Origin of the sequence: Thalassospira sp. UBA1131 (assembly GCF_002311515.1) — a bacterium.
Classification (GTDB): Bacteria; Pseudomonadota; Alphaproteobacteria; order Rhodospirillales; family Thalassospiraceae; genus Thalassospira.
The window spans coordinates 823-24840 of sequence record NZ_DCAO01000116.1; the positions used below are offsets into that span (position 1 = coordinate 823).

Here is a 24018-nt window from a genome sequence, read left to right on the forward strand (position 1 = left end):
GGGATGAAGCAAGGACGCCCAACCCTGTGTGCGATCAAAGTCGCTGTCCTTCGGGTCGTAGCCAAGCAGTTCAAAAACGCCTGCGCCGAAATAGTTCCGTGACGGGGTATTGCGGAAAAACTCATAGAGAACCGGCGCCGCACCGGCAGCGCAAGCGTCAGTTCCTGTCTGTTTGGTCAAGTTTACCGACAAATTCATCCCGTCGCCGTACTGGCGTCTCCTTCAGGAAACCAAAATAACCGATACCAATGTATAGGTACCGTTTTATACCTATTGAAAATTGATGCAAAGCAGATTCTGCAGCGAAGACGCGAAATCGTTTCCCCGATCGAGCTAACTTATTGAACTGTAGCCCCGGATCGACAATCCCTTCAAAAGTAGAACACCAATAAACAGGGCTCTGGCATGCACAGTAAACAGGCATAAAAAAAGGAGCAGTTACCTGCTCCTTTGTATGGGTCATGGTGTTTGCGCGGCCAGTTGCGGGTTAGCCCAGCAACTCCAGATAACGTCCTGCGGCCAAAAACTCTGCGCGGTGACGGTCGAGACGGGCGATCGCCTCGGCATCGTTGCCCCACTTTTCCATCGCGTAGCCTTCGTCAAGGATCGAGGCCTCAAACGCGGTTGTGGTGTCGAGCTTGCGGTTCATCACCGCAAGACCGATGATCACGGAACCTGAAATCGTCGTCAGACTGTGCAGGGCTGTCAGGTAATAGTCGTCAAAACCTTCGACATGATCCTGCAAACGCAACAATGCATGGTCGTCCTGGGTGATCGGCATCACACCTTCGGTGACCGTTAGCACCACCCCCAGATGGTCTTTTGACCAATCAAGCAGCGGCTGCCATGTCTTGGCCTGACGTTCGATCAGGTCTTCGGGGAAGGATGCGCGATAGCACAGCAAATCCGATCGGCCATAGCCGGTCAGCTCGGCAATTACCGCATCGCGGTTCGGGCGCACCCGGTCAATCGCGGTCGCGGCAAGCTGCATGATCGGCATGGTGGAAGGCTGGACTTTTTCGCCCTGTGCGTCCCATTCCGTCGCGATTTCACGCGCAAGGACTTCGGATGGCAGCAAAAAGTCCGCCTTGGCCGGGGTTTTCACCGCACGACCATCAAGAAGCACGCGCCAGCCGGCCCCGGTTTCATCGGCGCTGGCATCGGCCTTTTTATAGAAACGTTTGATCGATTGTGTAAGCATGACCGCCATATGCCCAAAAGCAGCGGATTGCGCAAGTGATTTGCCACATAATTTGCCAGATAAAGAGCGCCAATTGAGCGATTATCAAGAATTTCTGTATAATTTTTGATCAAATTGCCCCATTGACCAAATAATAAACACCCTTACTCTGCTGGGCGAAGGTTACAAAACCGCGACAAAGCGGGCGCACAGGCGACATGGCATGACCATTGCTAAGTGCGCATTGGATTTATCAGGTGGCTGGATTGTTTCATCGATCCGCATTCAGGAGGCTTCTTTAGACATGACCACGTTTACGAACCGACTTTTGGGGGCTGCTATCGGGGCGGCTGTTGCCCTTGGCGCGCATGCGGCCCTTGCAGATATGGCGATCAAATTCTCGCTCGACTGGAAATACGAAGGTCCGGCAGCACCGTATCTTCTGGCCAAGAAGAACGGCTATTTCGAAGAAGAAGGCCTTGATGTCACGATTGACTCGGGCAACGGTTCGGTCGGTGCGATCACCCGTGTTGCCAGCGGCGCCTATGACCTTTCGCTTGCTGACATCAACTCGCTGGTGGAATTCAACGCATCCAACCCGGACCGCGCCATGAAGTCGATCTTCATGGTTTATGATCGCCCGCCATTTGCGCTGTTCATGCTGAAAAGTTCCGGCATTACCAAGCCGGAAGACCTGGTTGGCAAAACCCTTGGCGCCCCGGTCTTTGATGCATCGCGCAAACTGTATCCGGCATTTGCATCGGCCACCGGTCTCGACCTTGATGCTGTGACATGGGAAAGCATGGACCCGCCGCTACGTGAGCCGATGCTGGTGCGTGGCGATGTGGATGCGATTTCCGGTCACTATTTCACCTCGATCCTGAACCTGCAGGCACAGGGTGTTGCCAAGGATGACCTGACCGTCTTTATGTACAAAGACTTTGGCATGGACTTCTATGGCAACGGCATCCTGGCATCGCCGGACATGATGGAAAACCACCCGGAAGAAGTTAAAGGCTTCCTGCGTGGTGTGGTCAAAGGTTGGGCGGCGGCGATTGCCGATCCGCAATCTGCAATTGACGCGCTTAAGGAAGTCGATCCGCTGATCAACCCGGATCTTGAGCTGCAGCGTCTGCAGATGGCGATTGATGAAAACGTCGTCACCCCGGCAACCCTTGAAGAAGGCATGGGCCTTGTCAAAGCCGACCGTATGGCCAAGGCCATCGATCAGGTTGCCCTGGCATTCGGGTTTGAGAACAAGCCGTCTGTTGATGACATCTATACCGATGAATTCATGCCGTCTGCTGAAGACCGCATGCTGAAATAATCATCTTATGAAGCGGGGCAGTCGGATTTTCTGACTGCCCCGTTTTCCATGACAGAGAAACAAGAATACGAACAGGCCAAGCAGGGGGAATAACTGCAGTGTCCAAAAGCTTCGTCGAACTCAACGACGTCAAACTTCGCTATAGCGAAGGCGATGAACTGGCGCTTGAAACCACCAATATGAAGATCGACAAGGGCGAATTTATCGCCGTTGTCGGCCCGTCGGGCTGTGGCAAGTCATCCTTGCTGAAACTGGTTTCCGGTCTGATGCCGCCATCTGAGGGCAATGTCATTGTCGATGGCAAGGAAGTTTCAGGGCCGCTCAAGATTGTTGGCATGGCGTTTCAGAACCCGACCCTTTTGCCGTGGCGCACGACCCTTGATAACGTTCTGTTGCCGATGGAAATCGTCAAGCCGCACCGCAACCGCCTGCGCAAACATCGCGCGGAATATGAAGAACGCGCGCGCAAACTTTTGGCGACCGTCGGGCTTGAAGGCCACGAAGACAAATATCCGTGGGAATTGTCGGGGGGCATGCAGCAGCGTGCATCACTGTGCCGGTCATTGATCCATGAGCCGGATCTTTTGATGCTGGATGAACCGTTCGGCGCGCTTGATGCCTTCACCCGTGAAGAGCTTTGGGACATCTTGCAGAACCTTTGGATGATCAAGCCGTTCACGGTTATTCTGGTCACCCATGATTTGCGTGAGGCGGCCTATCTTGCCGATACCATCTATGTGATGTCCAAACGCCCGGGTAAAATCCTGGTGGAGCGTGAAAACACCCTGCCCCGTCCGCGCGATCAGGAAACCACCTTTACCCAGCCTTTCACCGATCTTGTCCACGAATTGCGCAGTCACATTCGTGACGTGCGAGAAGCATAAGGAAGGGCGGGAAAAGTCATGAAAAAGAAATTGAACCTTCGCAAAGCAACGCCTTGGCTCAGCGCCATCGGGCTTTTCGTGCTGTGGGAATTGATTGTGCGGATTTTCAACATTCCGCCCTATGTCCTGCCGACCCCGTCTGAGAGCATCATTGTCGGCTGGCAGTTCCATGAAGCGATCTGGATGCATGCCTATCACACGCTTTATACCACGCTGGCGGGCTTTGCCATTGCCGTGGTGTTCGGGGTTGTGCTTGGCGCACTGGTCGGGTCAAGCCGGGCGATTTATGACGCGGCCAACCCGCTTTTGGTTGGATTTAACTCTGTCCCCAAGGTGGCCCTTGTCCCGGTTCTGGTGATGTGGTTTGGCATCGGCACCGTGCCGGCAATTATCACCGCATTCCTGATTTCGTTCTTCCCGATTGTGGTCAACGTTGCCACCGGCCTTGCCACCCTTGAGCCGGAATTGCGCGATGTGTTGCGGTCGCTTGGTGCCACCCGTCGTGACATCCTGATCAAGGTCGGCTTCCCGCGGGCGATGCCGTACTTCTTTGCATCCCTTAAAGTTGCGATCACGCTGGCCTTTGTCGGCTCGGTTATTTCGGAAACTGTCGCATCGAACGTTGGTGTTGGTTATTTGATGTTGTCGGCGTCGTCGAAATTCAACATGCCGCTGGTGTTTGCCGGATTGCTGGTGATCGCGGTGATGGGGATTGCGATGTACGAGATCTTCAACGTCATCGAACGCCGATCGACCAAATGGGCAAACCGCGGAAATCCGACGAACTAAACCCCATTTAGACCAATCATCAGACAAATAAAAAGGCCGGGAAACCCCGGCCTTTTTTCATCGTACCATTGGCGATGATCAGGTGAGATGTTCGTCAAAGAAGGCCATGGTGCGTTCCCAGGCCAACATGGCATCTTCGCCGTCATAGCGGCCACCCGTCGGGTTGGCAAAGGCGTGATCGGCGTCATACCAGAAGAATTGGTAGTCGGTCTTGCCGGCAATACGCAGCGATTCTTCGAAGCCTTCGACCATTTCCCGGTTGATGTTTTTATCAAGGGTGCCGAAATGGCCCATGATCGGCGCGTTGAGCGTTGCGACCTGTTCCGGGGTCTTTTTGACGTTACCGTAATAGATCACGGCTGCGTCAATATTGGTCGCAAGTGCTGTATTGAGCGACCAGCCACCGCCAAAGCACCAACCGACCGAACCAACCTTGCCGGTTGAGTCCTTGTGGTTACGCAGGAATTCGACCGAGGCCTGCAGCTTGCGGGTCGCAACCGCCGGGTCCATCGACGACATCAGGGAACGTGCCCCATCCGGCGTGGTGGCAGGCGGTTCACCATACAGATCAACCGCAAGCGCGATATAGCCCTGCTTGGCATATTCAGCCGCCACCGCGCGGATATGATCATTAAGCCCCCACCATTCGTGGATCAGAATGACCGTGGGTGCAGGCAGGGTTGCCGGCATGGCGACTTCGGCGACCATTTCATCGCCTTCTGGCGTGGTAATAGTCACTTTATCAAGGCCGTGGCCGGCCGCATGGGCCAGCATCGGATCGGCAAGAATAACAGCCAAAGGCAGGGCAACTGCGCCCTTCAGAAACAGTCGGCGTTCTTCATCGGTTGCCTTGGGCGGCGGACCGAGATGTTCGTGGGAGCCACATCCGTCTAGCGTACACATGTTCTAGCCTCCTCTGATTCCTGTTTTCGGGTTTTCCCGTATCACCATCATTTGCGACGGCACGCCCGGTTGGCAAATGACATTACCGTCATCTGGCCTGTCATCTAGCCCGTCAGCTACATTCAGGCGCGACCGCATTTCGTTCAGGTTTGTTTACGGTGCCAATCGCAACAAGGATCATGATAGCACAGCGTTCAGTCCCTTAACTGCTGCTTGCACCAATGGACGCCACCTGATTAAAAGGGGCACCCAACAGCCACAACCCGCCAGATGGAGAAGACATGCGCGATATTGAAACGGTTTTGTTCGACCTTGGCGGCGTTCTTGTCGACTGGGATCCGCGTTATCTGTATCGCAAGATGTTCAAGGACGATGCGGAGATGGAGCGTTTTCTGGCCGAGGTTTGCCATCCGCACTGGAACCATCTGCATGATCAGGGGATGCTGAGCTTTGCCAATTCCATCCCGGACCTTCAGCACCGCTATCCGCAGCACCATGACGAGATCGCCGCATGGCAGGAACGCTGGCCGGAGATGCTCAAAGGCGCGATTGATCGCACGGTCGGGATTCTTGAAGACCTTAAAAAACGCAAAAAGGTGCGGCTGTTTGCCCTGACCAACTGGTCGGCAGAAACATGGCCGCATGCGTTGGAACGCTTTGAGTTCCTTGATCACTTCGAAGACATTCTGGTGTCTGGCCAGGAAAAACTCGCCAAGCCCGATCCGCGGATTTTTGATCTGGCAATTTCACGCTTCAAGCTTAACCCGCGCGAAACCCTGTTTATCGATGACAGCGAGCGTAACATTCAGCAGGCACGCGAACTGGGCTTTATCACCCACTGGTTCCGCGACCCGGTCAAATTGCAGCGTGAATTGATCGAATACCAGCTGTACTGATCAGCGCTTTTGGCGCAGGTAATTGCCAAAGCATTCGCCAAAGGCAAATTCCCAGCCCTTGAGGTAGCCTTCGCGAAGGGCTGGCGCGATTTCGCCGACATTTTCCCATGCCTTGTGCTCCAAACGGATGACACAGCGACCAAACTCGTTGAGGTCAAAGGAGACCTCAACGAGGGTAAAGTCGCCAGCATTCCAGCCCGGATGCCAGGTAAAGGACAGATGTTCACCCGGTTGCCAGCTTCGTACCCGCCCCCACGGGATATCATCCTGCCCCTTGGCGCGTTCGATGATTTCGCCGCCGACACCGTCATTGAATTCGACTGTGATGCAGTCCTTTTTCGAGATCGAATGGGTATCGGTCGGCCACCAGTCGCCAAAGCCCGCAGTAAAGGCGTTGAACGCATCATCGGGATCGACGGCCAGGGTCAGCTCAAAACGGATCGGGGCAAGGTCGGGATTCTTAAGCGGCGTCACGGTCAATTTCCCAAATCGTATCAAGGGCAGCAGTCAGTTCATCAAAGTGGCTGATGACGGCGTGCGCACCTGATTTATGCAGCGTATCGACATCATGATAGCCCCAGTCAACGCCGATGGCGATCATCCCAGCCGCCCGGCCCATTTCGATATCATAGCTGGTATCGCCAACAATCACCGCATTGGGAGCATCCACCCCGGTTTCTTCAAGGGCTGCCATCAACATCGCGGGATTGGGCTTTGACGGGTGATTGTCACAGGTCTGAAGGGTAACAAAGCGGCCTTCAAGTTCATTGCGGGCAAGCACCGCATCAAGACCTCGGCGGGCCTTGCCGGTTGCCACACCGCTTAGCCATTTACGGCCATCGATTTCCATCAGAACTTCGTGCACACCGGGGAACAGCGGCTCGTGGAAATCGGGGGTCTGGCGCAGGGTAAAGAACGCGGTTTTATAGGCGGCTGTCACGGCTGCGATGATGTCCTCATCCACCCGTGCCGGGCTTGCCAGCTTTGTGATGGCTTCGGGCAGGCTCAGACCAATGATGGTGCGCGTGTTTTCCAGCCCCGGACAATCCAGACCGTGCTGCGCAAAGGCATGATCCATGCAATGCGCAATCGCGTGCTGGCTGTCGACAAGGGTGCCGTCGCAATCAAAAATCACAAGTCTAAGCGGATCAGTGGTCATGTGGGGTCTTTCATCAAAAGTTTGGCATCCCGAATTTTGGAACGCGGAGACTAATCGAAAGCGTTTCAAAGATCGAGTCTCCCGCGGTTGTATTGCCGTGCATTTTTTGTGCTGTGCGGGAAGCAACAGAAACCACAAGTGAATTTTGTATTACTGTCTAAGCGGTGCGATGCGCGCTACAATTGAATTCTGGCCTACAGGGCCCTGCCCGACAGAGGCAGGCTCTCTGCGACAGGAGGCAGATCATGCTTACACTTCGCGACTGTATCGACTTCAGCGACCTCACCGAGGAGGAAGTGCTGGCTATTGCCGAGTGCGAGCATATTCCATTGGTCACCGCCCTTGAGGAGGGTGAGTGCATGGTGCATACCAAAAACGGCCGCAAACAGCTTGCCGTAATGATTAAGGGCCAGGCCGAAATGTGTGAACGCATGGGCAATACGGTTCATGCCCAACACCTGAACCGGGTCTATGACGCCTTCATGAGACGTTTCGACAGCAAAAACACCTAGTACAGACTGTGTCCCAACGCCGTTTGATCAGGAGGACGAAAAAGCCGACGCAATGCGTCGGCTTTTCGGTCTTAACGGTTGAGACATTTATGCCCTGGATTTTGACAGGCTGTCAGGCAGCCAATTCTATCCCGACAATATTCATCCAGTAGGCAACCCCATGCGCGATCAGATCATCGTTGAAGTCGAACTTCGGTGTGTGGACAAAATGCGCATCCGTTCCATCGCCATTACCTATCATGACATAGGCGCCCGGGACTTTTTCAAGCATGAAGGAGAAATCCTCGCTGCCACCAAGCGGCGTTGCGTTCCCATCCACATGTTCTGCCCCGACCGAACCAGTTGCGGCCTGAACCGCGACCTCGGTTTCGCGTTGGGTATTCACAAGCGGCGGATAGCGTCGGATGAACTTATAGTGGGCTTCGACACCATGCGCACTGGCCGTTCCGTGCGCCAGTTCACCAATCCGTTTTTCCAGCGTGTCGCGCACCTCCGGCGAGAAACTGCGTGCCGTGCCACGGATCATGACCGATGACGGAATAATGTTCGGGCTGTCAAATGCACCGCCATTGATATGACCGACACTGATGACGGCACGCTCCGATGACGGAACATTCCGCGAAATGATATTGCCGACCGTTGCAATGAAGTTGCCGGCGGCAATCGTCGGATCAGTTGATTTATCAGGCATAGCACCATGCCCGCCCGTCCCTTCAAAGGACACCTGCCAGGTATCACCAGCAGACATCATCGCACCGACACAGGTTTTAACAACGCCAAGCGGCTCTTTGGGCCCATTATGCACGCCATACACCGCATCACAGGGGAACAGGTCAAACAGGCCATCATTGATCATTACCCGTGCGCCACCAAGGCCTTCTTCGGCGGGCTGGAAGATGAAATGGATGGTGCCTGCGAAATCCGGATTCTTGGCAAGTTTTTCAGCCGCCCCGAGCAGCATGGTGGTATGGCCATCATGCCCACACGCATGCATTTTGCCCGCAACAGTCGACGCATAGGGCAAACCGGTTTGTTCTTCGATGAACAGCGCATCCATATCGGCACGCAGGCCGATGGTACGCGTCCCTTCGCGGTTGCCCTTTAACGTGCCAACCACGCCTGTGCCACCAAGACCACGATGAATTTCGATACCAAGGTTTTCAAGAAACGCAGCAACGATATCGGAGGTTCTTTTTTCTTCGAATGCCGTTTCCGGATGGGCGTGGATATCGCGGCGAATATCGGTCAGCCGTTGAATGAAATCCGCATCACGGGCGATTGTTTCCACATTGATCGGTGACATCTCAAATCCTTTGTCTATCGTCGTGTTTTGTTCTGTGCGGCGCTTTGCGCGCAGCAGCAGAAAAATAGGTCGGAAGGTTTTATGGAGATCGCGGGCTAGTGCGCTTCTTTGTGGGGCTGTTCATCGCCAAAGATGGAAAGGCACTTTGCTGCCCCGTGCAGAAAGATCGCAACGATGAAGATCGGGACACTTGCCGCGACAAAAATCGATGGCATGTCGAATGTTTCAGCTGTGGTCACAAGGCTTCTTGCAAGGAAGGAACGCGCGGTATTCATTCCCGGCCCAAAGAAGCAATACCAAAGCACCGGTGCCAAAAAGATCATCACAGAACTTGCGCGAACCAGTGCAGTCAACACGCGCACCGTGGTCGCTGATCGCGGCGACATACGCATCAAAGCGGGATCGAACCCGGCCTTAAAGGAAATGCTGGCCCCCAACAAACCGACCCAGACCATGGCATAGCGCGCGGCCTCTTCGGTCCAGGCAGGAGGCGAAGAAAAACCATAACGGGCTGCGACCTGAAGGCAAATCATCGCCACCATGATCACCACAAAAACACCAGCGACCCAACGCAGCACAAGATCAACGCCGTTACTTGCTGTCATAAAAATTCGTGCCAGACATTTCATGATCGTATCCTTGCGCCCCTGTTATTGGTTCTGCCGTTAGCCGTGCGAGGGCGGACAAAGGGATGCGTAAAGGCATTCCCATTGTCCGCAGATAGCATTGTTAGTTCATGTATTTTTCGATGAAGGCGATATCGTCAGGATCTGCAATTTCAGGCCAGACAGCCTTGGTTGCTTCGACGAACTTTTCGCGTTCGCCGGCTTCGAGTGGGGTGATCTTGATACCGCCATCGGTGATGATCTGTTCAAATTCAGCGACCTTGGCAGCGGCCCATTTGCGGTTTGCGGCAATGCCGTCTTCGATTGCCTGATCGACATAACCACGGGTTTCATCATCAAGGCTGTCATACCAGTCAGAAGACAGGAAAATCACACGCGGAACCGGCCCACCATCAAGCGGGGTGAAGTATTTCAGCAGTTCGACCTGGCCTGCGGCAACAACGGTTGAAGGCGGGTTGTAGTGGCCCTGTGCAACACCGGTCTGCAAGGCATTCGGGGTTTCAGCCCAGCTTACGATGGTGGCCTTTGCTCCCCATGCTTCGAAGAATTTGACCTGATCGCCGTTCTGTGCACGCAGGCGCAGAGATTTTACGTCTTCAAACTTGGTGACCGGGTGGTCGATGTTAAACAGCCCCAAGCTGCCGCCACGCATGGCGACACCAGCAACCTTGATCCCCAAGGGTGCTGCTTCTTCGTTGATTTTGTCGTAAGCGCCCGAACGGGCAAGAACATCATCAAACTGCGCATCATCAGAAAACAGGAACGGCAGGAACAGGGTGCTTGCGAATTCAGATGCCTTAAACAGCATACCAACATTGCCGACGTTCACATTGATCAGGCCCTGAGAGGTCTGATCGAAACGATCGGTTTCCTTGCCCAGACTGTTGGACGGATGAACCTGTGTTTCGATACCGTGTTTTTTCAGGCTTTGGGAAAAGCTGTTGATGAACACATATTCAGCATCGGTTTCGAGGTTTTCCTGACCGGCGAAGGCAATCACGATCTTTTCGGCGGGCATTGCCGGGCTTGCCAGCATCATGCCGCCAAAGGCAGCAAAGCAAACAGACTTCCAAAGTTTCATGTTATTTTCCCTGATAGAAAAAGAATTGTTTTCACCTTGGGGACGATCAGACAGCCCCCGCAAAGATGACCTAATTGACCAAACCGAGATAACGCGGCAGAGCGAGGCTGATGTCTGGCACATAGATCAGAACACCAAGCAAAATCAGCTCTACGACAAGGAATGGTATGACTGCGCGGACAAGCCGCCAGTATCCGATATCAACAACCGTGCTAAGGATCAGAAGCACCCCACCCAAGGGCGGTGTCAGCAAACCAACCGTCAGGTTAAAGCCCACCAAAATCCCCATATGAGTCGGATCGACACCCATCTGAATTGCCGGCGGAATAAGCAGCGGCCCAAGCAAGGCAACAGCAGCCTTCACATCCATAATCATACCGGCGCCCAAGAAGATCAGATTGAGCACAATCATGTAGCCCGTGACACTCAGCCCGACATCACCGATCAGCGCAGCCATCTTTTGCGGGATCTGCTCAATCGATGTCAGATACCCAAAGGTCGCAATCGCCACCAGAATGATGAATACAGCCCCCGAGAGGATGACCGTGCGGTTGATCGCCTCGATCAGGTCGCGTAGCTTAAGCTGGCGATAAATGACACCGACAAGCGCTGCGGCAATAACGGCAACGCCAGCGGCCTCGGCAGGGGTCATGACGCCAAATAGAATGCCGCTCAGGATGACGACTGGCAGGGACAGTGCCGGTAAGGCCGCGAACAGCGATGGGAAAAATGCCGGGATATCCGCCCCACGTCCGCCCGGATGATCATGGCGATGGGCCATGATACCATTCACCACCATCAGAACTGCGGCCAAAAGCAAGCCCGGCACAATACCGGCGGCAAACAGTGCAACGACCGACGTATTTAGAAGTGCCCCATAGAAAATCAGGATGATCGATGGTGGAATGATCGGGCCAATAATTGCAGACGCAGCCGTAATCGCCGTGGCGTAATCACGACGATAGCCCTGTTTTTCCATCACCGGCACAAGTGTATTGCCAAGGGCCGCGGCGTCGGCAGATGCCGAACCGGATACACCGGCAAAGAACACCGAGGTCAGGATATTGACATGACCAAGGCCACCTTTGAAGCGCCCCAGCATGGACATGGAAAAGCGAATCAGTGCCTCTGTAACGCCGCCCCTGTTCATCAATTCACCGGTCAGGATAAAAAGTGGCATCGCCAGAAAGGCAAACACATCAAGCTGCCCCATTACACGTTGGGGCAGCGCAGCCAGATAGCGCATATGATCTTCGGTAAAGAAGGCAATGACGGTTGCGCTTCCGACGAAATAGGCGATTGCACTGCCCGAAAGCATCGCAACAATCAGAAAAATGAATGGTATCGCAGCCATTTTTTTAGCCTCCCTTATTGCAATAAAGGATGCTCACCTTTCGCTATATTTCAATCTCATAATTATCTACACACTATAGCTTTGACCTATAGCCAGGCTGATATATATAGTTTTTATGCGGATTTCCTACTATCCCAAGGCATATACGCACAAAACTCATGACGTGGTTTGGTAATCCGGCGACAGGAGTAGACTCAGATAAAAGCCCGGGGCAAAGAAACAGGCATTTATAAAAATGAACGAGACAAACCTGCATCGGTTACAGATATTCAGAACGGTTTTTGAAAACTCGCACAATATCAGTGCGGCTGCGCGGAAACTGAAACTGGCCCAACCAACCGTCAGCCGACATCTGGCAATTTTCGAGGACGAGTTGCGGGTGTCGCTTTATCGTCATGAAGGGGGTCGGATCGAACCAACCTGGGAAGCACAACGTCTTTATGCTGAGACGGGACAACTGTTTGAACGTGTCGCACAGGTCGATCATACGGTGGAATCCATTCGCCGCGGCGAAGATGAGTCGTTGCGCATCATGTCCGTGATGACCTTGTCGCTGTCTCTGGTGCCGACAGCAATTGCCGATTTGAACCGGCAACTGCCCAATCTCGATATTATTATTGAAGGTGGCGGAGCTGTCAGTCAGCTGATCGCGCTTCGTTCCGGCACGATTGACGTGGCAATTGGTGGGTTGTTGCCGCCAAGCCCGGATTTGCGCCAGACACCGTTTGGCGAATGTGCATTGACCGTGATGCTGCCGACCGAACATCCACTATGTGCGCAAGATGAAATCCACCTTAAGGATCTTGCAGGGCATAGCTGTATTTTGCCCAACCCCGATGCGCCGCTTGGTCGCCGGTTGTACGACCTGATGGAAGAACATGATACCTATCCGGCGCAATCGATTTCGGCCTTTTCGCTGGCGTTCGCGGTTGGTCTGGCAGGGACCACACGGCGGATCACCATTGTCGACACCCAGACCGCCCATGATTTTTCCAACGACAGTCTGGTCAGCAGGCCGATGGTGCCAGAAACACTGGTGTCTTTGGCAACCATCGAGCTGGCCCGATCCCCGAAACGCCGCAGCATCTCGGTTCTACAAGAATCCTTGCGCAATGGATTTGGCACCCAAGTCCGGACGCGCTAACCGGTTTCGCGAGATCGTTTAGCGTTTGCGCGCACGCGACGGCTTTGCCTTTGGCTTGGGCTTTTCTTCCTTTTCGCGGTGAATTTCCGGGGTCAGGAATTTGGTCGGCGTTTTCGGATCGAAATTGAGCTTTTTGAGCGTTTCGGCGAAATGTTCCGGCACGGGTGCCTCGATCACGACGCGATGGCCGGTCACGGGGTGCGGGAAATCAATCGCACGTGCATGCAGATGCATTTGATTGGACAGGCCATCAATAAACGCCTTGGGTCCACCATATTTGCCGTCGCCGAGGATCGGGCATTCAATGGCCTCGCAATGAACACGCAGCTGGTGAGTACGACCGGTCAGCGGTGACAGGGCAAGCCATGCGGCCTTGCGCCCGGCGCGGTGAAGCTGACGGAAGACAGACTGTACCGATTTTCCGAGCTTTTCGTCGATGACCATTTTCTCCCCGCCCTTGCCAGCGATTTTGGCAAGCGGAGCATCAATCATGCCTTCGCGTTCCGCAGGCGCACCGGTGACAATCGCCCAGTAAAGCTTGCGGGTCGATTTATCCTTGAACGCCTTGGTCAGCGCATGGGCCGCCGATGCCGAACGGGCCAGCAGCAAAACACCACTGGTGTCCTTGTCCAGACGGTGGACCAGCTTCGGGCGTTCCTTGCTATCAAGTTTCAGCGCATCAAGCATGCCATCGACATGAACATTTGTGTTGGTCCCGCCCTGCACGGCAAGGCCGGCGGGCTTGTTGATCGCCAGAACCAACTCGTCATAGAAAATGACGGAATCGCGCAGTGCCTGCAGCTCTGCCTCGGTCGCGTCGGACTTGGCGGGGCCAGCCTGTTTGCGTTGCTGGACTTCAGACGGGTTATAGCTCGAACCGTCTTCGGCCCATGGGCCGGTGCCGCCACCAGACATAACCGGCGCGGGTGGCACACGGATTTCCTGGCCCGGCTCAACACGCTGATTGGCCTTGGCACGTTTGCCATCGACACGGATCTGACCGCCACGCAGGAATTTCTGGACCTGACCAAATGTGAATTCGGGACAGTTGCGCTTGAACCAGCGATCGAGCCGAATGTCGGCCTCGTCTGCCTTGACCTTGCGCAGAGTGACACCACTCATTGCAGAATACCCCTTACCAGCGCGATTGCGCCAAACAATGCCGAAATACCGACCACCACGGAAACACCAACATAAAGGGCAGCAAGCCCCATATTGCCCCGCTCATACAAGGTCGCGACATCCAGCGAGAATGTCGAAAAAGTTGTAAACGCCCCCAGAAAACCGGTCACAAGGAGTGCGCGCGTTTCAAGCCCCATGGATAGTTTCAGGGCGGAAACTTCGATCAGCACCCCCATCAGGAACGAACCGACGACATTGACCGTCAAGGTTCCCCAGGGAAATCCAGGACCCATCACAGAGCCCATCATGACGGAAACACTGTGACGCGCAACGGCACCAATGGCACCGCCCAAGGCAATGGATGCGATTAACAACGGTGAAAATTGCATGGCGCGGAACCTATTCCCTCAGTCCTGAAATGTCACGTGTGAATACGGCATGGGCCCATGCCAGCCAAGGGTATCAAACACCATGGCCAACGGATGATCAATCGCATTGGCCTTGGCGGTTTATCCCGGTTTATTGATTTTGTCCCATCCGGGCTTCGACATCGGCAAGCCAGGCACGTGTGCGTTTTTCATTTTGCCCGAAATCATCGCTGCCATAGACCGATTGGGCGAACAAACAGAAAGCCACATCATTGCCGGTTTCCGGCAGGATCAGCTCGATCTCGACCCAGTCGGGAAAACGAAATACTGCTGAGCGTGCCAGGAAATAAAGGCGACCGGCCTTGCCACCTGAAACATCGGTCATCAACGTCATGCCGTGATCCGGGGCGGTTTCGATCAAAACCTCGGTCAGTGTCGCGACCGACGCCGCAAAAGACGGACTTTGCATGGCGCGGTCACTGTCAGGCAGCCGATCGGCCGGACAGGCAAGGAAGAAATTCGGTACGTCCGGAAGGTCGGCATCGCGCCCGAAGGTCATATTGGGGGGATCGCCAGCAGGCAACATATGATCCATCAGCCCGGTAAAACGGACCGTTACGAAAATGCCTGCCAGTACCAGCAGCCCCCAGATTGCAACCATCGCCAGCCGTTTCAATGACACCACCTGCCCTTTTGCGAACTCCGATACATTAACCACAAAAGGTTAAGAATCAAAATGCCCGAACGGGAGGGAACCGTCGGGCATTTCGGGAACCACGCCCGTCAATCAGCAAACCAAGGGGGGGATATGGAAATTCGCTGATCGGCGGGAATGTATCGGAGTTTTTGAACCGGGATGCTTAGGCAGCGGCCGGCAGCTTGGCAGCTTCGACATTGGCAATTGCCTTGGCCATGGCTTCTTCGGCGTTAACACCAAAGCCAGACGCTTCGACGACTTCAACATCGGTGATGCCGATAAAGGCCAGAACCTGTTTGAGGTACGGGGTCGCGAAATCAGCCGGGCTATTGACCGGAACGCCACCGGTTGCGGCGACGATGTAGGCTTTTTTGCCTTCGACCAGACCAACCGGGCCGTTTTCGGTGTAGTTGAAGGTCACACCAACGCGGGCAATCAGGTCAACCCAAGCCTTAAGGGTCGACGGGATGGAGAAGTTGTACATCGGTGCACCGATCACAAGAACATCTGCATCCATAATCTCAGCCACCATCTTGTCAGATGCGGCGATCACTTTTTTCTGAGCTTCCGAACGGTTTTCAGCCGGGGTGTAATAGGCACCAACGGTTTCGCCGGTGATCGCTGAAACGACTGCCTCGTTGGTGTCGCGTTCGATAACGGTTGCCGATGAATCTGCGGCCTTGATACGGTCGATCAGTTTGAGGGCGATCTGGCGGGAGTTCGAGTTCTCACCATTCACAGATGCGCTAACATGCAGAACTTTAGTCATTTTCAGTCTCCGAGTCCGGGTTTGTTTGTTGCCCTGAACTTACGCCTGCCAAACCGATCTGTTTAGCCAGAGACTCTTCACCAGATTGTTTCCATTTTGGAACCTAACACGCCCTACGCTAGTTATTGTCGCACTTCTTTTGACGTTCTGCGCGCAGGCGATCGAAATATTCGACGCGCTTTTTCAGATCGCGTTCAAAGCCGCGTTCGACCGGCTCGTAGAAATTCTGCCGCCGCATGCCTTCGGGGAAGTAGTTCTGGCCGGAAAAGCCATCTTCCTGATCGTGGTCATAGGCATAACCGGTGCCATAGCCGATATCCTTCATCAGCTTCGTCGGGGCATTAAGGATATGGGCGGGTGGCATCAGCGACCCGGTATCGCGCGCGATCTTGAGCGACTTTTTATAAGCCGCATACCCGGCATTGGATTTTGGCGCGAGGGCCAAGTAAATCACCGCCTGGGCCAGGGCCAGTTCGCCTTCAGGACTGCCAAGGCGTTCGTATGATTCCCACGCCCCGATGCAGAATTGCTGGGCCTGCGGATCGGCAAGACCGATATCCTCGACCGCCATGCGGGTCAGTCGGCGGGCGACGAATTTGGGATCCTCGCCCCCGGCCAGCATCCGGTTAAACCAATAAAGGGCTGCGTCCGGGTCGGAACCCCGGATGGATTTATGCAGCGCACTGATCAGGTTGTAGTGACTGTCATCGCCCTTGTCATAGATCGGCATGCGCTTTTGCACGGTGCGGGCAAGCTCCGCCACACCAAGCGGGCCATCATCTTCGCTGGGCGGTAGGGAAAACAGTTCCTCTGCCAGGTTCAGGCAATAACGCCCGTCGCCATCGGCCATGGCGCGCAGGGTTTCGCGTGCCTCGGGCGTGACAGGCAGTTCAAAGCCCATTTCCTTTTCGGCCCGCACAAGCAGTTCTTCAAGGCCCTGATCGTCAAGACGCTTGAGCACCAGCACCTGACAGCGCGAAAGAAGCGCTGCGTTCAATTCAAAGGACGGGTTTTCGGTGGTCGCGCCGATCAGGGTGATGGTGCCGTCTTCGACATAGGGCAGGAAGCTGTCCTGCTGGGCCTTGTTGAAACGGTGTATTTCATCGATGAACAAAAGCGTCGCCCCACCGGTGGAACGGCGGGCACGGGCACGTTCGAACACCTTGCGCAGGTCGGCAACGCCAGAAAAGATCGCCGAGAGTGGTTCAAACGCCATATCGGCAACATCGGCCATCAGCCGGGCCAATGTCGTTTTGCCACAGCCCGGCGGCCCCCAAAGGATCACGGACGGCACGCGGCCGGTTTTGATCATGCGGGTGATCGGGCCATCATCGCCAAACAGATGCCCCTGGCCCACCACTTCATCGAGTTTGGCGGGGCGCAGTCTGTCGGCCAAAGGGCGCGTGACCTGACTTTCAAACAGGGAAACCATACTGGAACAATACGATGTTGGTTCTTGGGGCGTCTTGACCGGAAAGTAACACGCAGATGACATTGATGACAGACGAAACATCGTCGATTGACGCTGGCATATGTGCGGCATAGCTTTCAGGCTTGTTTCCATCCAAGCAACAAAAAGAACACATTCGTGACGCTCGTTTTTGCCTGCCTGCCCGACCTTGACTGTCGGGGCCTGCCATGACGTCGACTTCGCATGGCACGCCCGCCAAATTGCCAATCGTGATCGGGTTGGGCACGGGACAGACCCTTGCATTTGGTACCACATTGTATCTGCCGGCCATTCTGGCAGAACCGATGGCGAATGAGCTTGGCATTCCACCCGGTTGGGCGTTTGGCGCCTTTTCACTTGCGCTGGTGTTTGCAGCGTTACTCGGGCCCAAGGCCGGGGCGCGGATTGATCAGTTTGGTGGGCGCACGGTGCTGGCGGTGTCCAGCCTGATCTTTGCCGCAGGTCTTGCGATGCTGGGCACGGCCGATAGCCTGACCATGATGTGTGTGGCGTGGTGCGTCATTGGTGTTGGCATGTCGATGGGGCTTTATGAGTCGGCCTTTGCCACGCTCAGCTGGATTTATGGCCATGATGCACGCGGCCCGATCACCGGCATTACCCTGATTGCCGGTTTTGCCAGCACGATCTGCTGGCCGATTACCGCCGGGTTAGAAGCCGAGTTTGACTGGCGCACCGCGTGCTATTTCTGGGCGGTGATGCATATCGTGCTGGGCTTGCCGCTTAATCTGTTTCTGATCCCGCGCACCAAGACAGGCAACCGCACGTCGCCTGCTGCGGATATGGCCAAAGCATCCCCTGCCGCTGTCCTTGCCCCGGCCAAGCTATCACGCTCGGATATTTTCAACATGCCGATGATCCTTTTGGCCATCGTGTTTGCCGCCAGCTGGTTTACCGCAACGGCCATGGCGGCACATTTGCCCCGCCTGTTGCAAATTTCGGGGATGGATGCTGCCGGTGCGCTGATTGCGGCGTCGCTTGTGGGGCCCGCACAGGTTGCAGGCCGGTTGGCCGAATTCGGGTTGCTGAAAAAGATGCATCCGCTGATTTCATCACGGCTTTCGGCCCTGACCCATCCGGTGGGGGCGGTGTTGCTTTTGATCTTTGGCGGGCCGGTCGGGATGCTGTTTACCAGCCTGCACGGGATCGGCAACGGGATCCTGACCATCGCCAAGGGGACATTGCCATTGGCGACCTTTGGCCCGGTTGGATATGGCGCCCGGCAAGGCTATATCATGGCACCTTCACGCTTTGCACAGGCGGCAGCCCCGTTTGTCTTCGGGCTTTTGATCGATGATTACGGGCAATATGCGATTTTGCTGACCATCGTGCTTGGCCTTGTGACCTTTGCCGCGCTGATGATGCTGCGTCACCGGCCCGTGTCTGGTAATGCCGACTGACCAAGACACAAAAAAGGCGCGCACCACAGCGGTACGCGCCTTTGTTTTCGGTATCAGACCTGAGGGTTACAGGGTGAAATCACCGGTCAGGACTTTGCCATCGCGTTTGACGGAAATCTTCCAGTCGCGGCTGCGTTCACCGGCACGGACGACTTCCTTGAAACGCGCGACCGTATCAATCGGCTGTCCATTGACCTCGACGATATAGTCACCGGCCTGAAGACGCGTACGACGTGCGAGGCTATCGCGGGCGACGGCCAGGATCATCACACCTTCGCTGAGCGTATCGATGCCCAGTTCATCGGCCAGTGCCGGGTTCATGTTGGCGATCTTGGTGCCACTGAACGGGTTGCGGCCATCAATGATGCTTTCGTCACGGGCGGGAATTTCGGGTGCGACTTCCAGCGGCATGGCAAGGATGGTTTCGACCCCGCGCCGCAGGACTGACAGCTTTGCCTCGCCATTCAGCTCAAGCGTTGCGATACGGAATTTAAGCTCGTTCGGGTTATCAACCGCCAGGCCGTTGACCGCGATGACAACGTCACCCGATTGCAGGCCGCCGCGTTCAGCCGGGCTTCCGGCGCGCACCTTGTTGATCAGGACACCATGCGGGCGATCCAGTTCAAGCGAGGCCGCCAGATTGGCCGTCACCGACTGCCCGGCCGCACCCAGCCAGGGCCGACGCAGATCGCCACTGATCAGGCCGCGCATCACCACCTTGACCATATTGGCCGGAACGGCAAAGCCGATGCCGTTCGAACCGCCGGACTTGGTAAAGATCGCCGAGTTCACCCCGATCAGGTTGCCATCAATATCGACCAGTGCGCCGCCGGAATTGCCCGGGTTGATCGCGGCATCAGTCTGGATAAAGGATTGATAATCCTGACCGGTGACACCGGCGCGCGCCAGCGCCGAGACGATGCCACTGGTCACGGTCTGCCCGACACCAAACGGGTTGCCGATGGCAAGCACAAGGTCGCCAACCTCGACCGCATCAGAGTCGCCAAACGGAATGGCCGGCAGTTCGTTATCAACCCCGCGCAGTTTGAGGACTGCAAGATCGGTGCGTTCGTCCGATCCGACCAGATCGGCATCAAATTCGCGGTTGTCGTGCAAGACAACGCGGATCTCGCTGGCGCCATCAATCACGTGATGGTTGGTGACCACCGTGCCATTGCCCGAAACAATCACACCGGACCCGAGCGAGCGTTCAACACGTTGGCGCGGGGCGCCAAAGGCACCACCGAAACGATCGCCAAAGAACTGTTTGAAGAACGGGTCATTGAAGAACGGCGTGCGCTGGCGTTGTTCGACGACCTTCTTGGTGTAAATGTTGACAACCGCCGGGGCGGTTTGTTTGACCAATGGCGAAAGCGACATCTTGATGTCCGCCTGGCTTGACGGCAAACGCCGGTCCAGGGTGGCTTCATGGCTTTGGGCATGGGCCAGATTGCCTGTGCTGGAAATCGTCGTCAGTCCGATTATGGCAAAGGCGACAATCTTTGAAATCCATCTTGCCTGCACGTCACACTCTCTCTGTTGGTTTGCTTGTTCGCGGTCCTGTGACCGACAAAGACTTGTCATCAATTAGGGAAACTAGACCTTACGCGCAACCTTGTCGGAAACATGAACTTTATGTCATTTAGCAAAAAGAAAACGGGCGACACCGAATGGCATCGCCCGTTTCTGTTTCTTAAAGGCCGAAGCGTTGCTTATTCAGCAGTTGCTTCTTCGCCTTCGCCCTCTGCTTCGAGGCGAGCACGGTCTTCCGCGCCTTTTGCATCGGCGTTGCGATCGACAAGTTCAATCACAGCAACCGGAGCCGCATCGCCATAACGGAAGCCAGCCTTGAGAACACGGGTGTAACCACCAGCGCGCTCTTTGTAGCGGTCAGCGATTTCGCCGAACAGCTTGGCAACGACTTTGTCATCGCGCAGGATCGAAATGGCCTGACGGCGTGCATGCAGGTCGCCCCGCTTGCCCAGCGTAATCAGTTTTTCGACATACGGGCGAAGATCCTTGGCCTTCGGAAGAGTGGTTTTGATCTGCTCGTGGGTGAGCAGTGAAACTGCCATGTTGGCAAACATCGCCTTACGATGGGACGAAGTACGATTAAGCTTACGGCCTTGCATACCGTGACGCATGGTAACTCTCCTTAATAGCCTGGCTTCGCTCACGAAACCGATTGTAAAACCGCGCCGCCACCCTGATCACTTTCACACAAAGGCCAGGTTATGCACGTGCGGTGTGGGCAACAAGCCCGCCGGATGCCCAAACAACTGGGGTCCCCGGTTTGGAACACGAATGTTCCGATCTCGGCCCGAAGGCCGAAGACCCGTTCTTAGAACGGATCTTCGAACTTGCGCGCAAGTTCTTCGATGTTTTCCGGCGGCCAACCGCCGACTTCCATACCAAGATGCAGACCCATCTGAGCCAGTACATCCTTGATTTCGTTCAGCGACTTACGGCCGAAGTTCGGCGTACGGAGCATTTCTGCTTCGGTCTTCTGAACAAGATCACCGATATAGATGATGTTGTCGTTCTTCAGGCAGTTAGCCGAACGTACCGACAGCTCAAGCTCGTCAACCTTACGCAGAAGGTTACGGTTGAACGGCAGTTCGTCTTCTTTCTTCTCTTCGACAACCGCTTCCGGCTCTTCGAAGTTGACGAACAGCGACAGCTGGTCCTGAAGGATACGGGCAGCAAGTGCAACCGAATCTTCAGGGGTCAGTGCACCGTTGGTTTCAACGGTCAGCGACAGCTTGTCAAAGTCGGTATCCTGACCAACACGGGTGTTTTCCACCTTGTAGGCCACTTTACGGATCGGGCTGAAGATCGCATCGATCGGAATAAGACCAATCGGCGCGTCCGACGAGCTGTGCGAGCTGGCTGCAACATAGCCTTTACCGTTATCAACGGTGAATTCGATGTTGAGCGTAGCACCATCGTCAAGATGGCAAAGCTCGAGATCCGGGTTAAGGATTTCGATATCCGCACCGGTTTCGATCTGACCTGCGGTGACTGCACCAGGGCCGGTCGCCTTCAGAGCCATTTTCTTCGGACCTTCAGCATGCATGCGCACGCCCATGGTCTTGATGTTCAGGATGATGTCGGTGACATCTTCACGCACACCCGGGATCGACGAAAATTCGTGCAATACACCATCGATCTGGATCGCGGTAACTGCCGAACCCTGGAGCGACGACAGCAGAATGCGACGCAGCGCGTTACCCAGAGTCTGACCAAAACCGCGCTCCAGCGGTTCTGCCACGATCGTACCAATACGGCTGGCATCAGTACCCGGAGTAACATCAAGCTTCGTCGGCTTAATCAGTTCCTGCCAGTTCTTTTGAATCACGAGACCCACCTTCGCAACTGGAGCCTATGGAAAGGAGGGCAATAAACTTGCCCCCACGAGAAACGCGAAGAGGCCCGGTCATCCCGGGCCCAAACGCGGGGTCGTCCGCAAGGATCGACGCGATTAGACGCGACGACGTTTACGCGGACGGCAACCGTTGTGCGGAATCGGCGTTACGTCTTTGATCGACGTAATGGTGAAACCGACAGCCTGAAGCGCACGCAGTGCAGATTCACGTCCCGAACCCGGGCCTTTAACCTGTACTTCGAGGGTTTTCATACCGTGTTCAGCAGCTTTTTTACCTGCGTCTTCGGCAGCCATCTGTGCAGCATACGGAGTCGATTTACGCGAACCGCGGAAACCCATACCACCAGCGGTCGACCAGGAAATGGTATTTCCCTGTACGTCGGTGATGGTGATCATGGTGTTGTTGAAGGTCGCGTTTACGTGCGCGATACCGTTCGTAATGTTCTTGCGCTCGCGGCGACGCACGCGAGTCTGAGGAGTCTTCGCCATTGTCGTTCCCCTACCTTACTTCTTCTTGCCAGCAATCGGCTTAGCCGGGCCCTTACGGGTGCGAGCGTTGGTGTGGGTACGCTGACCGCGTACCGGGAGACCGCGACGATGACGCAGGCCGCGATAGCTACCCAGGTCCATCAGACGTTTAATGTTCATTGCGGTTTCACGACGGAGGTCGCCTTCGACGGTGTAATCAGCGTCGATGACTTCACGAACCTTCAGAACCTGGTCATCAGAAAGCTGATGAACGCGGGTTGCGGATTCGATGCCAACCTTTGCGCAAATTTCTTTGGCTTTAGCCGGGCCAATACCGGTGATGTAGGTAAGCGCAATCACGACACGCTTAGCGGTCGGGATGTTTACGCCAGCAATACGAGCCACTATGTGAACTCCTGTTTCCTGTTAACAAACCCAGGGGCAGATCCGGTAGGGTAGGACGCTGCAAAAGCGGGCCAGCATTACTGCCAACCCGCCAGCAAAAAAACGCCCTGCCCGGGAAATTACCCCAGGATGGCTTCAATCTCGCGCGTAACTTGGTCGATTTCAGCCATCCCGTCAACTGTTTTCAGCTTACCGACCTTTTCATAGTAAGGAATGATCGGTGCTGTCTGCTTGTGATAAGCTTCCAGTCGCGAAGTGACCGTCTCGGCATTGTCGTCCGCACGGCGTTTAAATTCGGTGCTGCCACATACGTCACAGACACCTTCCTTGGCGGGTTTCTGGAACTCGTCGTGATAGCCCTGCCCGCATTTCGCACAGGTATAGCGACCAACAATACGGGCCACCAGTGCTGCATCGTCAACACGCAGTTCAATCACATAATCAAGTGCCAGTCCCTTGGATTCCAGCATCTCGTCCAGGGCTTCTGCCTGGGCGGTCGTGCGTGGGAACCCGTCCAGAATGAAACCACCCTTGGTATCATCCTGATCAAGTCGTTCGGAAATCAGACCGATCATCAGATCGTCGGATACGAGCTGGCCCGCATCCATGACTTCCTTTGCCTTCTGCCCCAGTTCCGTGCCAGCGGCAACCGCCGCGCGGAGCATGTCGCCCGTCGAGAGCTGGATCATGCCGCGTCCTGTTTCAAGACGCTTGGCCTGGGTACCTTTCCCTGCGCCGGGAGGGCCAAGAAGGATAATATTCATCGTCTTCCCCCTGA

27 protein-coding genes are annotated in these 24018 nt (G+C 55.3%); 7 read left to right on the forward strand and 20 right to left on the reverse strand.

Going from position 1 to position 24018, the window contains the following annotated elements; genetic code table 11:
* Together B3Z49_RS19585 and B3Z49_RS19590 are read right to left on the reverse strand one after the other, a co-directional pair.
* Window positions 1-180: hypothetical protein (locus tag B3Z49_RS19585; protein ID WP_296993943.1), on the reverse strand; the 180-nt coding region annotated here is incomplete at its 3' end.
* 307 nt (window positions 181-487) lie between these two features.
* Window positions 488-1201, reverse strand: a complete 714-nt coding sequence (locus B3Z49_RS19590; RefSeq protein ID WP_296993946.1) for an ATP12 family chaperone protein — start codon at window positions 1199-1201, stop codon at window positions 488-490.
* A 283-nt stretch (window positions 1202-1484) separates the two neighbouring features.
* Between B3Z49_RS19590 and B3Z49_RS19595 the strand changes: the two genes are divergently transcribed.
* The 3 genes from B3Z49_RS19595 to B3Z49_RS19605 all read left to right on the forward strand — a co-directional run bounded on the left by B3Z49_RS19595 (window position 1485) and on the right by B3Z49_RS19605 (window position 4180).
* The gene (locus B3Z49_RS19595; protein ID WP_063087050.1) at window positions 1485-2507 is read left to right on the forward strand and encodes an ABC transporter substrate-binding protein; all 1023 of its coding nucleotides are present in this window, start codon (window positions 1485-1487) and stop codon (window positions 2505-2507) included.
* Between the two features lie 98 nt (window positions 2508-2605).
* Window positions 2606-3391 carry an ABC transporter ATP-binding protein gene (locus B3Z49_RS19600; protein ID WP_063087049.1) on the forward strand — a complete coding sequence of 262 codons (786 nt, stop codon included), beginning with the start codon at window positions 2606-2608 and terminating at the stop codon, window positions 3389-3391.
* A gap of 18 nt (window positions 3392-3409) precedes the next feature.
* Window positions 3410-4180 (forward strand): ABC transporter permease, encoded by a 771-nt coding sequence (locus tag B3Z49_RS19605; RefSeq protein WP_008892212.1) that lies wholly within the window; start codon window positions 3410-3412, stop codon window positions 4178-4180.
* 78 nt (window positions 4181-4258) lie between these two features.
* Here B3Z49_RS19605 and B3Z49_RS19610 read toward each other — a convergent pair whose 3' ends face one another.
* Window positions 4259-5083 (reverse strand): dienelactone hydrolase family protein, encoded by an 825-nt coding sequence (locus B3Z49_RS19610; RefSeq protein ID WP_296993955.1) that lies wholly within the window; start codon window positions 5081-5083, stop codon window positions 4259-4261.
* Window positions 5084-5364: 281 nt separating this feature from the next.
* Between B3Z49_RS19610 and B3Z49_RS19615 the strand changes: the two genes are divergently transcribed.
* Window positions 5365-5979, forward strand: a complete 615-nt coding sequence (locus B3Z49_RS19615) for an HAD family hydrolase (RefSeq protein ID WP_063087047.1) — start codon at window positions 5365-5367, stop codon at window positions 5977-5979.
* On the opposite strand, the gene B3Z49_RS19620 is transcribed toward B3Z49_RS19615, so the two are convergent.
* Together B3Z49_RS19620 and B3Z49_RS19625 are read right to left on the reverse strand one after the other, a co-directional pair.
* Window positions 5980-6453, reverse strand: coding sequence for an SRPBCC domain-containing protein (locus tag B3Z49_RS19620; RefSeq protein ID WP_296993960.1), 474 nt, complete (start codon window positions 6451-6453; stop codon window positions 5980-5982).
* A complete protein-coding gene (locus B3Z49_RS19625) occupies window positions 6440-7138 on the reverse strand; it encodes an HAD-IA family hydrolase (protein WP_008892208.1) in 699 nt (232 codons plus the stop codon). Before B3Z49_RS19625 ends, B3Z49_RS19620 begins: the two co-directional genes overlap by 14 nt.
* Window positions 7139-7383: 245 nt before the next feature.
* Between B3Z49_RS19625 and B3Z49_RS19630 the strand changes: the two genes are divergently transcribed.
* Window positions 7384-7650 (forward strand): hypothetical protein, encoded by a 267-nt coding sequence (locus tag B3Z49_RS19630; RefSeq protein ID WP_063087045.1) that lies wholly within the window; start codon window positions 7384-7386, stop codon window positions 7648-7650.
* Between the two features lie 112 nt (window positions 7651-7762).
* On the opposite strand, the gene B3Z49_RS19635 is transcribed toward B3Z49_RS19630, so the two are convergent.
* From B3Z49_RS19635 to B3Z49_RS19650, 4 genes are all read right to left on the reverse strand, one after another.
* Window positions 7763-8953, reverse strand: coding sequence for a M20 aminoacylase family protein (locus B3Z49_RS19635; protein WP_296993966.1), 1191 nt, complete (start codon window positions 8951-8953; stop codon window positions 7763-7765).
* Between the two features lie 95 nt (window positions 8954-9048).
* Window positions 9049-9558 (reverse strand): TRAP transporter small permease, encoded by a 510-nt coding sequence (locus B3Z49_RS19640; RefSeq protein ID WP_296993969.1) that lies wholly within the window; start codon window positions 9556-9558, stop codon window positions 9049-9051.
* 124 nt (window positions 9559-9682) lie between these two features.
* Entirely contained in the window at window positions 9683-10660 is a 978-nt protein-coding gene (locus B3Z49_RS19645) for a TRAP transporter substrate-binding protein (RefSeq protein ID WP_296993972.1), read from the reverse strand.
* A gap of 70 nt (window positions 10661-10730) precedes the next feature.
* Window positions 10731-12014: a TRAP transporter large permease gene (locus B3Z49_RS19650; RefSeq protein ID WP_296993975.1), complete on the reverse strand. Its 1284-nt coding sequence runs from the start codon at window positions 12012-12014 to the stop codon at window positions 10731-10733.
* Between the two features lie 235 nt (window positions 12015-12249).
* On the opposite strand from B3Z49_RS19650, the gene B3Z49_RS19655 reads away from it, so the two are divergent.
* Window positions 12250-13158, forward strand: a complete 909-nt coding sequence (locus tag B3Z49_RS19655; RefSeq protein WP_296993979.1) for a LysR family transcriptional regulator — start codon at window positions 12250-12252, stop codon at window positions 13156-13158.
* An 18-nt stretch (window positions 13159-13176) separates the two neighbouring features.
* On the opposite strand, the gene B3Z49_RS19660 is transcribed toward B3Z49_RS19655, so the two are convergent.
* From B3Z49_RS19660 to B3Z49_RS19680, 5 genes are all read right to left on the reverse strand, one after another.
* The gene (locus tag B3Z49_RS19660; RefSeq protein ID WP_296993982.1) at window positions 13177-14280 is read right to left on the reverse strand and encodes an RluA family pseudouridine synthase; all 1104 of its coding nucleotides are present in this window, start codon (window positions 14278-14280) and stop codon (window positions 13177-13179) included.
* Window positions 14277-14669, reverse strand: coding sequence for a fluoride efflux transporter CrcB (gene crcB, locus B3Z49_RS19665; protein ID WP_296993984.1), 393 nt, complete (start codon window positions 14667-14669; stop codon window positions 14277-14279). Before crcB ends, B3Z49_RS19660 begins: the two co-directional genes overlap by 4 nt.
* A 130-nt stretch (window positions 14670-14799) precedes the next feature.
* Window positions 14800-15330, reverse strand: coding sequence for a DUF1499 domain-containing protein (locus B3Z49_RS19670; RefSeq protein WP_296993988.1), 531 nt, complete (start codon window positions 15328-15330; stop codon window positions 14800-14802).
* Window positions 15331-15508: 178 nt separating this feature from the next.
* The gene (locus B3Z49_RS19675) at window positions 15509-16114 is read right to left on the reverse strand and encodes an FMN-dependent NADH-azoreductase (protein WP_063087040.1); all 606 of its coding nucleotides are present in this window, start codon (window positions 16112-16114) and stop codon (window positions 15509-15511) included.
* Window positions 16115-16232: 118 nt separating this feature from the next.
* Window positions 16233-17546, reverse strand: a complete 1314-nt coding sequence (locus tag B3Z49_RS19680) for a replication-associated recombination protein A (protein ID WP_296993995.1) — start codon at window positions 17544-17546, stop codon at window positions 16233-16235.
* Between the two features lie 206 nt (window positions 17547-17752).
* Between B3Z49_RS19680 and B3Z49_RS19685 the strand changes: the two genes are divergently transcribed.
* Window positions 17753-18982 (forward strand): MFS transporter, encoded by a 1230-nt coding sequence (locus B3Z49_RS19685; RefSeq protein ID WP_296993996.1) that lies wholly within the window; start codon window positions 17753-17755, stop codon window positions 18980-18982.
* 66 nt (window positions 18983-19048) lie between these two features.
* Here the strand turns inward: B3Z49_RS19685 and B3Z49_RS19690 are convergent, their stop codons facing one another.
* The 6 genes from B3Z49_RS19690 to B3Z49_RS19715 form a co-directional block, all read right to left on the reverse strand.
* The gene (locus tag B3Z49_RS19690; RefSeq protein ID WP_296993998.1) at window positions 19049-20506 is read right to left on the reverse strand and encodes a DegQ family serine endoprotease; all 1458 of its coding nucleotides are present in this window, start codon (window positions 20504-20506) and stop codon (window positions 19049-19051) included.
* 188 nt (window positions 20507-20694) lie between these two features.
* Complete coding sequence (rplQ, locus tag B3Z49_RS19695; protein WP_296994001.1) at window positions 20695-21126, reverse strand: 50S ribosomal protein L17; 432 nt, start codon at window positions 21124-21126, stop codon at window positions 20695-20697.
* A 197-nt stretch (window positions 21127-21323) separates the two neighbouring features.
* Window positions 21324-22340, reverse strand: coding sequence for a DNA-directed RNA polymerase subunit alpha (locus tag B3Z49_RS19700; RefSeq protein WP_008892197.1), 1017 nt, complete (start codon window positions 22338-22340; stop codon window positions 21324-21326).
* A 123-nt stretch (window positions 22341-22463) separates the two neighbouring features.
* Window positions 22464-22856 carry a 30S ribosomal protein S11 gene (gene rpsK / locus B3Z49_RS19705; RefSeq protein ID WP_008892196.1) on the reverse strand — a complete coding sequence of 131 codons (393 nt, stop codon included), beginning with the start codon at window positions 22854-22856 and terminating at the stop codon, window positions 22464-22466.
* A 15-nt stretch (window positions 22857-22871) separates the two neighbouring features.
* Window positions 22872-23240 (reverse strand): 30S ribosomal protein S13, encoded by a 369-nt coding sequence (gene rpsM, locus B3Z49_RS19710; protein WP_008892195.1) that lies wholly within the window; start codon window positions 23238-23240, stop codon window positions 22872-22874.
* Window positions 23241-23359: 119 nt separating this feature from the next.
* Window positions 23360-24004 carry an adenylate kinase gene (locus B3Z49_RS19715; protein WP_008892194.1) on the reverse strand — a complete coding sequence of 215 codons (645 nt, stop codon included), beginning with the start codon at window positions 24002-24004 and terminating at the stop codon, window positions 23360-23362.
* Window positions 24005-24018 lie beyond the last annotated feature (14 nt).

Excerpts from the sequence above, each read along its gene's own strand:
- B3Z49_RS19660 (WP_296993982.1), bottom strand. The coding sequence starts at position 14,280 with ATGAGTGGTGTCACTCTGCGCAAGGTCAAGGCAGACGAGGCCGACATT.
- B3Z49_RS19610 (WP_296993955.1), bottom strand. The coding sequence starts at position 5,083 with ATGTGTACGCTAGACGGATGTGGCTCCCACGAACATCTCGGTCCGCCG.
- rpsK (WP_008892196.1), bottom strand. The coding sequence starts at position 22,856 with ATGGCGAAGACTCCTCAGACTCGCGTGCGTCGCCGCGAGCGCAAGAAC.
- B3Z49_RS19715 (WP_008892194.1), bottom strand. The coding sequence starts at position 24,004 with ATGAATATTATCCTTCTTGGCCCTCCCGGCGCAGGGAAAGGTACCCAG.
- B3Z49_RS19655 (WP_296993979.1), top strand. The coding sequence starts at position 12,250 with ATGAACGAGACAAACCTGCATCGGTTACAGATATTCAGAACGGTTTTT.
- B3Z49_RS19645 (WP_296993972.1), bottom strand. The coding sequence starts at position 10,660 with ATGAAACTTTGGAAGTCTGTTTGCTTTGCTGCCTTTGGCGGCATGATG.
- B3Z49_RS19595 (WP_063087050.1), top strand. The coding sequence starts at position 1,485 with ATGACCACGTTTACGAACCGACTTTTGGGGGCTGCTATCGGGGCGGCT.
- B3Z49_RS19640 (WP_296993969.1), bottom strand. The coding sequence starts at position 9,558 with ATGACAGCAAGTAACGGCGTTGATCTTGTGCTGCGTTGGGTCGCTGGT.
- rplQ (WP_296994001.1), bottom strand. The coding sequence starts at position 21,126 with ATGCGTCACGGTATGCAAGGCCGTAAGCTTAATCGTACTTCGTCCCAT.
- B3Z49_RS19590 (WP_296993946.1), bottom strand. The coding sequence starts at position 1,201 with ATGCTTACACAATCGATCAAACGTTTCTATAAAAAGGCCGATGCCAGC.
- B3Z49_RS19680 (WP_296993995.1), bottom strand. The coding sequence starts at position 17,546 with ATGGTTTCCCTGTTTGAAAGTCAGGTCACGCGCCCTTTGGCCGACAGA.
- B3Z49_RS19675 (WP_063087040.1), bottom strand. The coding sequence starts at position 16,114 with ATGACTAAAGTTCTGCATGTTAGCGCATCTGTGAATGGTGAGAACTCG.
- crcB (WP_296993984.1), bottom strand. The coding sequence starts at position 14,669 with ATGCAATTTTCACCGTTGTTAATCGCATCCATTGCCTTGGGCGGTGCC.
- B3Z49_RS19650 (WP_296993975.1), bottom strand. The coding sequence starts at position 12,014 with ATGGCTGCGATACCATTCATTTTTCTGATTGTTGCGATGCTTTCGGGC.
- B3Z49_RS19625 (WP_008892208.1), bottom strand. The coding sequence starts at position 7,138 with ATGACCACTGATCCGCTTAGACTTGTGATTTTTGATTGCGACGGCACC.
- B3Z49_RS19635 (WP_296993966.1), bottom strand. The coding sequence starts at position 8,953 with ATGTCACCGATCAATGTGGAAACAATCGCCCGTGATGCGGATTTCATT.
- B3Z49_RS19615 (WP_063087047.1), top strand. The coding sequence starts at position 5,365 with ATGCGCGATATTGAAACGGTTTTGTTCGACCTTGGCGGCGTTCTTGTC.
- B3Z49_RS19685 (WP_296993996.1), top strand. The coding sequence starts at position 17,753 with ATGACGTCGACTTCGCATGGCACGCCCGCCAAATTGCCAATCGTGATC.
- B3Z49_RS19630 (WP_063087045.1), top strand. The coding sequence starts at position 7,384 with ATGCTTACACTTCGCGACTGTATCGACTTCAGCGACCTCACCGAGGAG.
- B3Z49_RS19605 (WP_008892212.1), top strand. The coding sequence starts at position 3,410 with ATGAAAAAGAAATTGAACCTTCGCAAAGCAACGCCTTGGCTCAGCGCC.